Source organism: Kocuria sp. UCD-OTCP (genome assembly GCF_000349605.1).
GTDB lineage: Bacteria > Actinomycetota > Actinomycetes > Actinomycetales > Micrococcaceae > Kocuria > Kocuria rosea.
In genome coordinates, this window is the sequence record NZ_AOSQ01000002.1 from 1 (window position 1) to 14,346 (window position 14,346).

The following is a 14,346-nucleotide window of genomic DNA, read 5'->3' on the forward strand; positions in this document are numbered from 1 at the left end:
GGGTTGTTGGTTGGGAGCCGTATAGTGGACGCGGTGTTCTGTGGTGACCCCACCCTTCGTTCCCAACACGTGTTGGGGGTGGGGGTGTGGTGTAAGTTGTCGGCTTATTAGTACCGGTCGGCTGCACACGTCGTTGGTTCGTGCTTCCACCTCCGGCCTATCAACCCAGTGGTCTAGCTGGGGGCCTCTCACACCAAATGGTGTCTGGAAATCTCATCTCGAAGCGAGCTTCCCGCTTAGATGCTTTCAGCGGTTATCTCTTCCGAACGTAGCGAAGCAGCGGTGCACCTGGCGGTACAACTGCCATACCAGAGGTTCGTCCGTCCCGGTCCTCTCGTACTAAGGACAGGTCTTCTCAAATTTCCTGCGCGCGCAGCGGATAGGGACCGAACTGTCTCACGACGTTCTGAACCCAGCTCGCGTACCGCTTTAATGGGCGAACAGCCCAACCCTTGGGACCAACTCCAGCCCCAGGATGCGACGAGCCGACATCGAGGTGCCAAACCATGCCGTCGATATGGACTCTTGGGCAAGATCAGCCTGTTATCCCCGAGGTACCTTTTATCCGTTGAGCGACGGCCATTCCACAATGTACCGCCGGATCACTAGTCCCGACTTTCGTCCCTGCTCGAGCTGTCGCTCTCACAGTCAAGCTCCCTTGTGCACTTACACTCGACACCTGATTGCCAACCAGGCTGAGGGAACCTTTGGGCGCCTCCGTTACTCTTTAGGAGGCAACCGCCCCAGTTAAACTACCCATCAGGCACTGTCCCTGACCCGGATCACGGGCCGAAGTTAGATGTCCAGAGTGACCAGAGTGGTATTTCAACGTTGACTCCACGTGCACTGGCGTGCCCGCTTCACCGTCTCCCCCCTATCCTACACAAGCCACACCGAACACCAATACCAAACTATAGTAAAGGTCTCGGGGTCTTTCCGTCCTGCTGCGCGTAACGAGCATCTTTACTCGTACTGCAATTTCGCCGAGTTCATGGTTGAGACAGCGGGGAAGTCGTTACTCCATTCGTGCAGGTCGGAACTTACCCGACAAGGAATTTCGCTACCTTAGGATGGTTATAGTTACCACCGCCGTTTACTGGGGCTTAAATTCTCCGCTTCGCCGTGAGGCTAACAGGTCCTCTTAACCTTCCAGCACCGGGCAGGAGTCAGTCCGTATACATCGTCTTGCGACTTCGCACGGACCTGTGTTTTTGATAAACAGTCGCTTCCCCCTGGTCTCTGCGGCCCTTACCCGCTCGCACCAGCAAGTGGTGTCCACGGTCGGGGCCCCCCTTCTCCCGAAGTTACGGGGGCATTTTGCCGAGTTCCTTAACCATGATTCTCTCGATCGCCTTAGTATTCTCTACCTGATCACCTGTGTCGGTTTGGGGTACGGGCGGCTGGAACCTCGCGTCGATGCTTTTCTCGGCAGCATAGGATCACCGAATCCCCCCACGAATGGGGGTCCCGTCACGTCTCAGGCTCAATGATCCGCGGATTTGCCAACGGATCGCCCTACACGCTTAGACCGGGTCTACCATCGCCCGGCTCGGCTACCTTCCTGCGTCACACCTGTTAATACGCTTACCTCCCCGGTTCAGGTCCCACGCTCCCCGGAGCCGGCGGCGACCAATGGTCACCGCATGGCCCGGTTCGGGTGGTTAGTGTCCCCGGTTCGATAGGGGCGGTTCTTCGCCGGTACGGGAATATCAACCCGTTGTCCATCGACTACGCCTGTCGGCCTCGCCTTAGGTCCCGACTGACCCAGGGCAGATTAGCTTGACCCTGGAACCCTTGATCATCCGGCGGACGGGTTTCTCACCCGTCATTCGCTACTCATGCCTGCATTCTCACTCGTGTGGGCTCCACCACTGGGTCACCCCGCAGCTTCACTGCCCACACGACGCTCCCCTACCCATCGCACCACCTGAACCGGTCCGAAGACCGGTTGGGTATCATTGGTGCAATGCCACAACTTCGGCGGTGTACTTGAGCCCCGCTACATTGTCGGCGCGGAATCACTTGACCAGTGAGCTATTACGCACTCTTTCAAGGATGGCTGCTTCTAAGCCAACCTCCTGGTTGTCTAAGCAACTCCACATCCTTTCCCACTTAGCACACGCTTAGGGGCCTTAGTTGGTGGTCTGGGCTGTTTCCCTCTCGACTATGAAGCTTATCCCCCACAGTCTCACTGCTACGCTCTCACTTACCGGCATTCGGAGTTTGGCTGACGTCAGTAACCTTGTAGGGCCCATCGGCCATCCAGTAGCTCTACCTCCGGCAAGAAACACGTAACGCTGCACCTAAATGCATTTCGGGGAGAACCAGCTATCACGAAGTTTGATTGGCCTTTCACCCCTACCCACAGCTCATCCCCTCCATTTTCAACTGAAGTGGGTTCGGTCCTCCACGCGCTCTTACACGCGCTTCAACCTGGCCATGGGTAGATCACTTCGCTTCGGGTCTAGATCACGCCACTCACTCGCCCTGTTCAGACTCGCTTTCGCTACGGATACCCCTCACGGGTTAACCTCGCGACGTAACACTAACTCGCAGGCTCATTCTTCAAAAGGCACGCCGTCACCTTGTAGGGCTCCGACGGTTTGTAGGCACACGGTTTCAGGTACTATTTCACTCCCCTCCCGGGGTACTTTTCACCTTTCCCTCACGGTACTGGTCCGCTATCGGTCATCAGGTAGTATTTAGGCTTACCAGGTGGTCCTGGCAGATTCACACGGGATTTCTCGGGCCCCGTGCTACTTGGGTACGCGTACCGTGCGGCAGCAACGATTTCGTCTACGGGACTCTCACCCTCTCCGGTCCGGCACTCACACCGGTTCGACTATCGCCCTGCACTCACACGCCCGGGCCGGCAGACCCGGGACGACACGCCCCACGACCCCGATGATGCAACCCCTGCCGGGTATCACACACCATCGGTTTGGCCTCTTCCGCGTTCGCTCGCCACTACTGACGGAATCACTGTTGTTTTCTCTTCCTGTGGGTACTGAGATGTTTCACTTCCCCACGTTCCCTCCACACACCCTATGAATTCAGGTGCGGGTCACCACGCATAACACGTAGTGGGGTTTCCCCATTCGGAGACCCTCGGATCACAGCTCGTTTATCAGCTCCCCGAGGCTTATCGCAGATTACCGCGTCCTTCATCGGCTCCTGATGCCAAGGCATCCACCGTGCGCCCTTAAAAACTTGCCACATGATCACAGAACACACCGATACCACCACCACCACACCCCTAGGGGTACGGCAGCGGTATCTCGGCGATCAATCACGAACACGGCACCACAACCCACCAGACACACCCCCGACCCTTGCGGGAAGAGGAAGCCGTCCGGCTGCTTGCGGCACCTGTTCTTAAGATGCTCGCGTCCACTATACAGTTCTCAAACAACAACCCGCACACCCTGCACACTGGTGGCAGCACCCCCCGAAAGGGACACGACCACCGGCAGGACGCCGGGAACCCAGACACAACACCCCCACCCCCACCAAAGGGGACGGGGCCTGTTGTCTCAGGACCCAATAGTGCGCCACGGACCACACCCACCACCGGACCGGTTCTCTTCCACCACCCACACCATAGGAACCCCACAGGGCCCACCACGGTGGGACAGGTACTAGGACCCGACCCGGCCGGCAACCCCCACACCCGCCGGATCGGAACCCGGGAAGCACAGGAGGAGTGCGGCCACTTGCTCGTTGATATTCCACCCATGAGCTCACCCCACCAGCACCACGGACGGGCACTNGCGGGGGCGACCACCACACGGCGGTCAACGGCTCCTTAGAAAGGAGGTGATCCAGCCGCACCTTCCGGTACGGCTACCTTGTTACGACTTAGTCCCAATCGCCAGTCCCACCTTCGACGGCTCCCTCCCACAAGGGGTTAGGCCACCGGCTTCGGGTGTTACCAACTTTCGTGACTTGACGGGCGGTGTGTACAAGGCCCGGGAACGTATTCACCGCAGCGTTGCTGATCTGCGATTACTAGCGACTCCGACTTCATGAGGTCGAGTTGCAGACCTCAATCCGAACTGAGACCGGCTTTTTGGGATTAGCTCCACCTCACAGTATCGCAACCCTTTGTACCGGCCATTGTAGCATGCGTGAAGCCCAAGACATAAGGGGCATGATGATTTGACGTCATCCCCACCTTCCTCCGAGTTGACCCCGGCAGTCTCCTATGAGTCCCCACCATCACGTGCTGGCAACATAGAACGAGGGTTGCGCTCGTTGCGGGACTTAACCCAACATCTCACGACACGAGCTGACGACAACCATGCACCACCTGTCCACCAGCCCCGAAGGGAAACCCCATCTCTGGGGCGGTCCGGTGAATGTCAAGCCTTGGTAAGGTTCTTCGCGTTGCATCGAATTAATCCGCATGCTCCGCCGCTTGTGCGGGCCCCCGTCAATTCCTTTGAGTTTTAGCCTTGCGGCCGTACTCCCCAGGCGGGGCACTTAATGCGTTAGCTACGGCGCGGAAAACGTGGAATGTCCCCCACACCTAGTGCCCAACGTTTACGGCATGGACTACCAGGGTATCTAATCCTGTTCGCTCCCCATGCTTTCGCTCCTCAGCGTCAGTAACAGCCCAGAGACCTGCCTTCGCCATCGGTGTTCCTCCTGATATCTGCGCATTTCACCGCTACACCAGGAATTCCAGTCTCCCCTACTGCACTCTAGTCTGCCCGTACCCACTGCAGACCCGGGGTTGAGCCCCGGGCTTTCACAGCAGACGCGACAAACCGCCTACGAGCTCTTTACGCCCAATAATTCCGGACAACGCTTGCGCCCTACGTATTACCGCGGCTGCTGGCACGTAGTTAGCCGGCGCTTCTTCTGCAGGTACCGTCACTCTCGCTTCTTCCCTACTGAAAGAGGTTTACAACCCGAAGGCCGTCATCCCTCACGCGGCGTCGCTGCATCAGGCTTCCGCCCATTGTGCAATATTCCCCACTGCTGCCTCCCGTAGGAGTCTGGGCCGTGTCTCAGTCCCAGTGTGGCCGGTCACCCTCTCAGGCCGGCTACCCGTCGTCGCCTTGGTGAGCCATTACCCCACCAACAAGCTGATAGGCCGTGAGCCCATCCAAAACCAGTAAAACCCTTTCCACCACCCACCATGCGGCAAGAGGTAGTATCCAGTATTAGACCCAGTTTCCCAGGCTTATCCCAGAGTCAAGGGCAGGTTACTCACGTATTACTCACCCGTTCGCCACTAATCCGCCCAGCAAGCTGGGCATCATCGTTCGACTTGCATGTGTTAAGCACGCCGCCAGCGTTCGTCCTGAGCCAGGATCAAACTCTCCGTCAAAAAAACAACGAAAACATCAAACCCCGGCTGAAAATGTCGCCACCACCCCACGGAGGCAGGACGGCGACAACCAATCAACCGAATAAAACATCCGGTATCAACAAACATGGCACACTATTGAGTTCTCAAACAACAGACCNCGGAGGCAGGACGGCGACAACCAATCAACCGAATAAAACATCCGGTATCAACAAACATGGCACACTATTGAGTTCTCAAACAACAGACCGATCAGCCGTGTCTCGCTTGACACCTTGCTGCCGGAGTGCTCTGCAACCTTAGCCCTTCCGGTCGACCCCGGTCAATCTCAGGTGAACTCTTGGTTACCTGATCGTGACGGCGCCGCCTTCCGGCGAAGCTCACAATCTCCCACCCTAACACTCTTCCGCTCCCGTGCAACTCGCTGGCTGCTCGGTCGGGACCGTTCGGTGGGGGCTGCCGCCCCGTGGATCTCCCGGAGGAGTTCCTCGCCGCGACGACTTGGATGAAGTTACTCGGTTTCCGCGGCCCGTGCAAACCGGCCTCCCGGACCCGCCGCCGCCGCCCGCCGGCGGTTTCTCCGGGCGCCCTCCGTCCCGCTCCCGGGACGGCGGAAGGGCCCGGATCCGAGGATCCGGGCCCTTCCCGTGACTCCGGCCGGCTCCCGCGGGAACGGCCGGGGCCGGCTCAGTGCTCGGCCGGCTTGAGGTACAGGACGGCGAGCGGCGGGACGGTCAGCTCGACCGAGGCGGGGTTGCCGTTGTGGGCGCCCTCGGTGGCGGTGACCTTGCCGAGGTTGCCCACGCCCGAACCGCCGAAGAGCTCGGAGTCCGTGTTGAGCGCCTCGACCCACTCCCCCGCCCATGGGAGGCCCAGCCGGAAGTTCTCGTGCGGGTTGCCGGCGAAGTTCGCCACGCACACGAGCGGGTTGCCCTGCTCGTCCCAGCGTGTGAAGGACAGCGTGTTGCGCCCGGCGTCGGCCGCGTCGATCCACTCGAACCCCGCGGGGTTGTTGTCCCGCTCGTACAGCGCGGGGGTCTCCCGGTAGATCCCGTTGAGGGTGCGGACCAGCTCCTGGACGCCCTTGTGCGGCGGGGTCTCCGAGAGCCACCAGTCGAGGCCGTGCTCCTGGGACCACTCGGACTCCTGGGCGTACTCCGTGCCCATGAAGATCAGCTGCTTGCCGGGGTGGGCCCACATGAACGCCAGGTAGGCGCGGACGTTGGCGAGCTGCTGCCACCGGTCGCCCGGCATCTTGCGCAGGAGGGAGCCCTTGCCGTAGACGACCTCGTCGTGGGAGATCGGGAGCAGGAAGTTCTCCGAGAACGCGTAGACCAGCGAGAACGTGAGCTTGTTGTGGTGGTAGTACCGGTTGACCGGGTCCTCCGCCATGTACTCGAGGGTGTCGTTCATCCACCCCATGTTCCACTTGAGCCCGAAGCCCAGCCCGTCGGCGTCGGTCGGCCGGGTCACGCCCGGGTAGGACGTCGACTCCTCGGCGATCATGACGATCCCCGGGGTGCGCTTGTACGCGGTGGCGTTGGCCTCCTTGAGGAACGCGATCGCCTCGAGGTTCTCGCGGCCGCCGAAGACGTTGGGCTCCCACTCCCCCTCGTTGCGCGAGTAGTCCAGGTAGAGCATGGACGCGACCGCGTCCACGCGCAGGCCGTCCACGTGGAACTCCTCGAGCCAGTAGGAGGCGTTGGCCACCAGGAAGTTCCGGACCTCGTTGCGGCCGTAGTCGGGGATCAGCGTCCCCCAGTCCTTGTGCTCGCCGCGGCGGGGGTCGGCGTGCTCGTACAGTGGCTCGCCGTCGAAGCGGGCCAGTGCCCACTCGTCCTTCGGGAAGTGGCCCGGGACCCAGTCCACGATCACGCCGATGCCGGCCTGGTGCAGCTTGTCCACGAGGTAGCGGAACTCGTCCGGGCTGCCGAAGCGGGAGGACGGCGCGTAGTAGGACGTCACCTGGTAGCCCCAGGACCCGCCGAACGGGTGCTCGGCCACGGGCATGAACTCCACGTGGGTGAAGCCCTGCCAGGTGAGGTACTCGACGAGCTCCTTCGCGAGGTCCTTGTAGCCGAGGCCCTTGCGCCACGAGCCGATGTGCAGCTCGTAGACGCTCATGGGCGCGTTGTGCGGATCGGTCGCCGCCCGGCGCGCCATCCAGGCGTCGTCCTGGAACTCGTAGTCGGACTCGAAGACGCGGGACGCCGTGGACGGCGGCACCTCGGTGCCGAAGGCCATGGGGTCCGCCTTCTCGCGCCAGCCGCCGTCCCGGCCGAGGATGCGGAACTTGTAGGTGGCGCCGGAGCCCAGGCCCGGGACGAAGATCTCCCACACGCCCGAGGAGCCGAGGGAGCGCATGGCGTGCTCGCTGCCGTCCCAGCCGTTGAAGTCGCCGATGACCCGCACCGCCTGGGCGTTGGGCGCCCACACGGCGAAGGCCACGCCGGTGATGTCGCCCATCGCGGAGGGGTAGCGGCGCACGTGCGCGCCGAGGACGGTCCAGAGCGTCTCGTGGCGGCCCTCGCCGATGAGGTGGAGGTCCAGCTCGCCGAGGGTCGGCCCGAAGCGGTACGGGTCGTCCAGCCGCTGCGGCTCCAGGTCCCGGTAGGTCACGTCCACGCGGTAGTCGGGGATCCGGCCCGGCTCGTGCGCGGGGACCACGCCCGTGAAGATGCCGCCCCACTCGTGCTCGAGCTCGAAGGTGCCGTCCTGCGTCACGACCGCGACCGCGGTCGCGAACCGGCGCAGCGTGCGCACGGTGACGCTGCCGTCCGGGTTCAGGTGCGCGCCCAGGACGCTGTGCGGGTCGTGGTGGCGGCCCTCGGACACGGCGGCCAGCACGTGCTCGGCCACGTGCACCGGTCCCGCAGGGGCCACGTCGTGGCCGGCCGGGACGGCGCGGGACTTCTGGACGGGGTCGGATCGGTCCTGCGGAGTGCTGGCGCTCACTGCGTCCTCGATTTCCGTTCCCGCTGCCGCAGGGATGAGCCGCGCGGAGCGGGAGCTGTCGTCGTCGTGGTCGGTGCCGGGGGCGGGGTCCGCACCGGCGGTATCAGGGTTCACGCTACGCGACCGGAGGCTCTCCAGTGAACGGCGAACCGCCGCTGCCGGGACGTCCACCCAGTCGGGGCGGTTGCGCTGCTCGTAGACGACCTCGTACAGGGCCTTGTCCAGCCACAGCGCCTGGAACAGCGGGGAACCGCGGTCCACCGGGTGCCCGGCGCCCTGCTCGTAGCCCGCCAGGAACGCGTCGCCGGCGCGCCGGCCCCACGCCTCGGCGTCCGCCGCGCCGGCACGGGCGCCGAAGGCGGCGGCGTAGTCGAAGGAGCGCAGCATGCCGACCACGTCGCGCAGGGCGACGTCCGGCCGGGTGCGCTCCTCGATGGCGCGCAGGGGCTCCCCCTCGAAGTCGAGCACCTTGAACTGCCCGTCCTCGGTCTGCAGGACCTGGCCCAGGTGGTAGTCGCCGTGGATGCGCTGCAGCGGGGGCAGCTCCGGCACGTCGTCGAGGGAGGTGATCAGCTGGTCGAGGGCGGCCGAGTGCTCCGAGAACAGGGAGCCGGTCTCCGTGCGGGCCCAGCGCAGGCGTCCGCCGAGGTCGTTCAGGAGGCGGGCGCGGGCGTCGTCGTCGGGGACGTCCGCGCCGAACGCGCGGCCCAGGTCGCGGTGCACGCGCGCGGTGGTGCGGCCCAGTTCGCGGGCCTCCTCGGTGAAGTCCGTGCCCTGCTCCGCGGCCTCGACGGCCCGGCCCCACGCGTCGGCGGAGCCGGCGAGGAACTCGGTGGCCACGGCCAGCTGGCCCTGCACGGTGCTCAGCCCGGTGCGCCAGCGGGCGTCGAGCCACCCGAAGGTGCTCGGCACCGCGGGGCAGCCGAGCGCGGTGAGCTCGCGACCCACCTCCACGTCCGGGTTGTCGCCCTCCCCCAGCACGCGGAAGAACTTCACGATCACGGCGTCGGCGTCCGCCCGGCCCGCGGGCGGGGTGAGGATCACCGAGGAGTTCGACTGCTCGCTCGAGATCACGCGGACCTGCGCGGGCGTCTCGACCGCGTAGGGGACGCGCAGCACGTCGGCGTGCGCGCCCGTCACGGTCAGCCCCAGCGGGCCCGAGCTGAGCTGCTCCGCGCGCTGCATGAGCCCCAGGACCGGCCCGACGAACGCCGGGTCGCCGACCCCGTCGTAGACCCAGGGGCCGGCCACGGCGTCCTCCGCACCGGGCAGCGGCAGCCCGGTGCGGTGGGTCACGGCACGGCCGGCGCGGGCGGCCCGGTCCCGGAGGAAGCGCGCGGCCCGGCGCGGGGTGGCGGTCTCCTCCGCCGGGACGCCCGTCCCGGCGTCCTCGGCCGCGGCGGGCGCCAGCTCGCCGACGAGGAAGCGCTCGGCGCCCTCCAGGGGCGCGGCGCGGAAGCTCAGCGGCACCTGGAGCAGCTCGGTGCGCGCCCCCTCGGAGGCCTCGACCAGCAGGAGCCGGGCGCCGGCGCCCTCCTGGTCCGGGAGGGCCAGCTGGGCGACGACCCGCAGCTCCGTGCCCGCACCGCCGTCCGCGAAGGGGAACCACCGCTGCCGCGGCAGCCACCGGCGCAGGAGGTCGAGGAGCTCGTGGGGGTGCTGGTCGGTCATGGGATCGGGTCCTTCCGGGACGGGCGAGGAGGTGGCCGGACGCACGGACGCGCTCAGGACTTGGTGGCGGTGATGATCGGCATGGCCGTGGTCTGGGGGGACGTGCCGTCGTCGCGGGGAGCGGCCCGGAGGCGCAGCCAGAAGAAGTCCTGGCTGCCGAGGGTGATGCGGTACTCCCCGGCCTCGTCCACCTCGCCGAACAGGTCGCCGCCGAAGAGCTCGCGCAGCCCGCGGCCCGCGAACTGGGGCAACCGGATCCGGGCGCACGCCGGGGTGTGCGCGAGGTTGAACAGGCACAGCACGGTCTCGCCGCGCCCGTCGTCGGCCTCCTCGTCGGGGAGCACGCGCAGGAACGCGAGCACGGAGTCGTGGTCCGTCTCCACGCCGACGTACGAGCCGAGGCCGAACGCCGGGTGCGCCTTGCGCACCGCGAGCATCTGGCGCATCCAGTGCAGCAGGGACGACGACGACGCCAGCTGCGCCTCCACGTTGACCTGGTTGTAGTGGTAGACCAGCGACTGCACCACGGGCAGGTACAGCTTGCCCGGGTCCGCCTTGGAGAACCCGGCGTTGCGGTCCGGGGTCCACTGCATGGGGGTGCGGGACGCGTCGCGGTCGTCGAGCCAGATGTTGTCGCCCATCCCGATCTCGTCCCCGTAGTACAGGAACGGGCTGCCCGGCAGGGACAGGAGCAGGGCGTGGATCAGCTCGATCTCGGCCCGCGAGTTGTCCAGCAGGGGGGCCAGGCGGCGGCGGATGCCCACGTTGGCGCGCATGCGCGAGTCGGGGGCGTACCAGCCGAGCATCGCCTGGCGCTCCTCGGTGGTCACCATCTCGAGGGTCAGCTCGTCGTGGTTGCGCAGGAACGTGCCCCACTGGGTGCCGCGCGGGATGTCCGGCGTCTCCCGCATGGTCTCCACGATCGGGGCGGCCTTCTGGTCCCGCAGCGCGTAGAAGATCCGCGGCATGATCGGGAAGTGGAAGCACATGTGGCACTCGGGGTCCTGCTCGCTCCCGAAGTACTCCACCACCTCGTGCGGCATCTGGTTCGCCTCGGCGATCACCACGCGCCCCGGGTACTGGTCGTCGATCATGCGCCGCAGCTCGACCAGGAAGTCGTGGGTGCCGGGGAGGTTCTCGCAGTTGGTCCCCTCCTCCTCGATCAGGTACGGGATCGCGTCGGCCCGGAAGCCGTCGATGCCCATGTCGAGCCAGAACTTCACCACGTCGTGGACGGCCTCCACCACGGCGGGGTTCTCGAAGTTGAGGTCCGGCTGGTGGGAGAAGAAACGGTGCCAGAAGAACTGCCGGCGGATCGGGTCGAACGTCCAGTTCGACTCCTCGGTGTCCACGAAGATGATCCGGGCGTCCTGGTACAGCTCGTCCGTGTCCGACCAGACGTAGAAGTCGCCGTAGGGCCCCTCGGGGTCCTCGCGGGAGGCCTGGAACCACGGGTGCTGGTCGCTCGTGTGGTTGAGCGGGAGGTCGATGATCACCCGCAGGCCGCGGGCGTGCGCCTCGGCCACGAGGCGCTTGAAGTCGCTGATCGTGCCGAACTCGTCGAGCACCGAGTAGTAGTCCGAGATGTCGTAGCCGCCGTCGCGCAGCGGGGACTCGAAGAACGGCGGCAGCCAGAGGCAGTCGATGCCGAGCCACTGCAGGTAGTCGAGCTTGTCGATCAGGCCGGAGAAGTCGCCGGAGCCGTCACCGTTGGCGTCGGAGAACGCCCGGACGAGCACCTCGTAGAACACCGCTTTGCGGAACCAGTCGGGGTCGTGGGAGATGCCGGGGGCGTTGAGCGAGTACGGCGAGATGCTCATGCGGGGGTGCCGCCTTTCGGACAGGTGGGTCGGAGGCCATCGGAGCTTGCGGAGGGGGCCCTCCCGGGGACGTCGCCCGGGAGGGCCCCGACGGGGTGCGGTCGAGCCCCTACTTGACGTTGCGGCGGACGTGCAGGACGTGCGCGGGGTCGTAGTGCGGGTCCAGGCGCACGTAGTTGTGCGTGCCCCACTTCCAGGAGTTCCCGCTGAGCAGGTCGTCCACCCAGAAGCTGCCGTCCTCGTTGAAGTCCGCGTCGTCCAGGTCCAGGGTCTCCAGGTCCAGCCACACGGTGCCCTCCCGGGTCGCGTGCGGGTCCACGTTCACGACCACGATCACCGTGTCCTTGTAGCTCGAGCCCCCGTGCCGGACGGTCTTCGTCTTCGAGTAGGCGACCAGGGCGTCGTCGGACGTGGACTGCACCGTCAGGTTCTGCAGGTCGCCGAACGCGGCGTGCCGGCGCCGGATCTCGTTGAGCCGCGTGAGGTACGGGGCGAGGGACTCGCCGCGCTCCTCGGCGCCGGCGAAGTCACGGGGCCGGTACTCGTACTTCTCGTTGTCGACGTACTCCTCGGCGCCGGCCCGGGCCACGTGCTCGTAGAGCTCGTAGCCGGCGTAGACGCCCCAGAGGGGCGAGCCAGTGGCGGCCAGGACGGCACGGATCTTGAAGGCCGCGGGCCCGCCGAACTGCAGGTACTCGGTGAGGATGTCGGGGGTGTTGACGAAGAAGTTCGGCCGGTACACCGCCGAGGTCTCGTGGCTGATCTCCTCGAGGTACTCCTCGATCTCCTTCTTGGTGTTGCGCCAGGTGAAGTACGAGTAGGACTGCTGGAAGCCGACCCGGGCGAGGCCCTGCATCATGGCCGGGCGGGTGAACGCCTCGGCCAGGAACACGACGTCGGGGTGCTTGGCGTTGACGGTGCCGATCAGCCACTCCCAGAACCACAGGGGCTTGGTGTGCGGGTTGTCGACCCGGAAGATCTTCACCCCGTGGGAGATCCACAGCTCCACGATCCGCAGCACCTCGAGGGACAGGCCCTCGGGGTCGTTGTCGAAGTTGATCGGGTAGATGTCCTGGTACTTCTTCGGCGGGTTCTCCGCGTACGCGATGGAGCCGTCGGCGCGGGTCGTGAACCACTCCGGGTGCGCGGTGACCCACGGGTGGTCCGGGGAGGCCTGCAGAGCGAGGTCCAGGGCCACCTCGAGGCCCAGGTCCCCGGCGCGGGCCACGAAGCCGTCGAAGTCCTCGAACGAGCCGAGGTCCGGGTGGATCGCGTCGTGCCCGCCTTCGGGGGCGCCGATGGCCCACGGGGACCCCGGGTCCTGCGGACCGGCCACCAGGGTGTTGTTCGGGCCCTTGCGGTGCGCCGTGCCGATCGGGTGGATCGGGGGCAGGTAGATGACGTCGAAGCCCATGGCCGCGACACGGTCGAGGCTCTCGGCGGCGGTCCGGAAGGTGCCGGAGGCCCACGTGCCGGACTCGGCGTCGAAGACGGCGCCCTCGGAGCGGGGGAAGAACTCGTACCAGGACCCGCGGCCGGCGGCGGCGCGCTCGACCTTCAGCGGGTAGCGGCGGCTCTCGGTCACGAGGTCCCGCAGCGGCCGCTCGGCGACCACGGCCAGGACCTCGGCGGAGGTGCCGGCCTCGAGCCGGTGCTCGGCGGGCAGCTCCCCGTTGCCGAGCGTGCGGGAGACCGCGCGGAACAGCTCGGCGTCGGAGTCCGGGCGGCCCGGCTCCGCGGCGGCGCGGTCGAAGAGCACGACGCCCTCGGCCATCATGAGGTCGACGTCCTGGCCGACACCCACCTTGATCTCCGCGGCGTGGCGCCACGTCTCGAACAGGTCTCCCCAGCCCTCCACGGCGAAGGTCCAGGCGCCCTCGGACGACGGCGTCAGCCACGCCTCGTAGCGGTCGGTACCGGGAGTGGTGAGGCGCATCGGCACGCGCTCGGCCTCCGCGCCCTGCGGGTCGTAGAGCACCGCGGTCACGCCCAGGGCGTCGTGGCCCTCACGGAACACGGTGGCGCCCACGCGGATCGACTCGCCCGGCACGGCCTTCGCCGGGAAGCGGCCGTCCTCGACCACGGGGCTCACGCCGACGACCGGGATCCGGCCGTAGACCAGGTCCTCGCGGGAGAACGCCGAGCCGGCGGCCTTCCGGCGCGTGGTCGTCGACTTCCGCGGCGTGGTGGCCTTCTTGGCGGTGGCCGTCCTCGTGCCGGCGGCCTTGGCCGCAGGCGTCCCTGCGGCTGACTTCGCCGCGGCCGTCCTGGCCGTGGACGTCCGCTTGGCACGCGGCTTGGGCTCCGCCGCGGGGACGACGGCGATGCCGGGCTCGTCGGCCACGGGCGCCGTGACCTCGGGCTCCGGGGCCTTCCGGGCGGTGGACGCTCTGCGCCGCGCCGGTGCCTTCTTCGCGGGCTGCTCGGCCGGCGCCGCGGCGGCACCGGTCCCGGCACCGGGAAGGGCGGGCGTCGTCGTCGAGGGGTCGGGGGCGGGCGCGCCGGCCGGGCTCGAGGCCGGGTCGGACGGGGGCGGCGTGTTGGCTTGGCTCACCTGGACCACGTTAGCGACAAACCCGGCGATCG

General features: G+C 66.3%; 3 protein-coding genes and 2 rRNA genes. All 5 read right to left on the reverse strand.

Annotated features, from left to right (window positions below; translation table 11 throughout):
- Positions 1-87 precede the first annotated feature (87 nt).
- Positions 88-3,216, reverse strand: a 23S ribosomal RNA gene (locus H488_RS20525).
- Between the two features lie 593 nt (positions 3,217-3,809).
- Positions 3,810-5,335, reverse strand: a 16S ribosomal RNA gene (locus H488_RS20530).
- The 16S and 23S rRNA genes sit together here, the layout of an rRNA operon.
- A gap of 666 nt (positions 5,336-6,001) precedes the next feature.
- Positions 6,002-9,940, reverse strand: coding sequence for a 1,4-alpha-glucan branching protein GlgB (gene glgB / locus H488_RS20535; RefSeq protein WP_017831954.1), 3,939 nt, complete (start codon positions 9,938-9,940; stop codon positions 6,002-6,004).
- 53 nt (positions 9,941-9,993) lie between these two features.
- Complete coding sequence (gene treS, locus H488_RS20540) at positions 9,994-11,760, reverse strand: maltose alpha-D-glucosyltransferase (RefSeq protein ID WP_017831955.1); 1,767 nt, start codon at positions 11,758-11,760, stop codon at positions 9,994-9,996.
- 109 nt (positions 11,761-11,869) lie between these two features.
- Positions 11,870-14,323: an alpha-1,4-glucan--maltose-1-phosphate maltosyltransferase gene (locus tag H488_RS20545; protein WP_017831956.1), complete on the reverse strand. Its 2,454-nt coding sequence runs from the start codon at positions 14,321-14,323 to the stop codon at positions 11,870-11,872.
- Positions 14,324-14,346 lie beyond the last annotated feature (23 nt).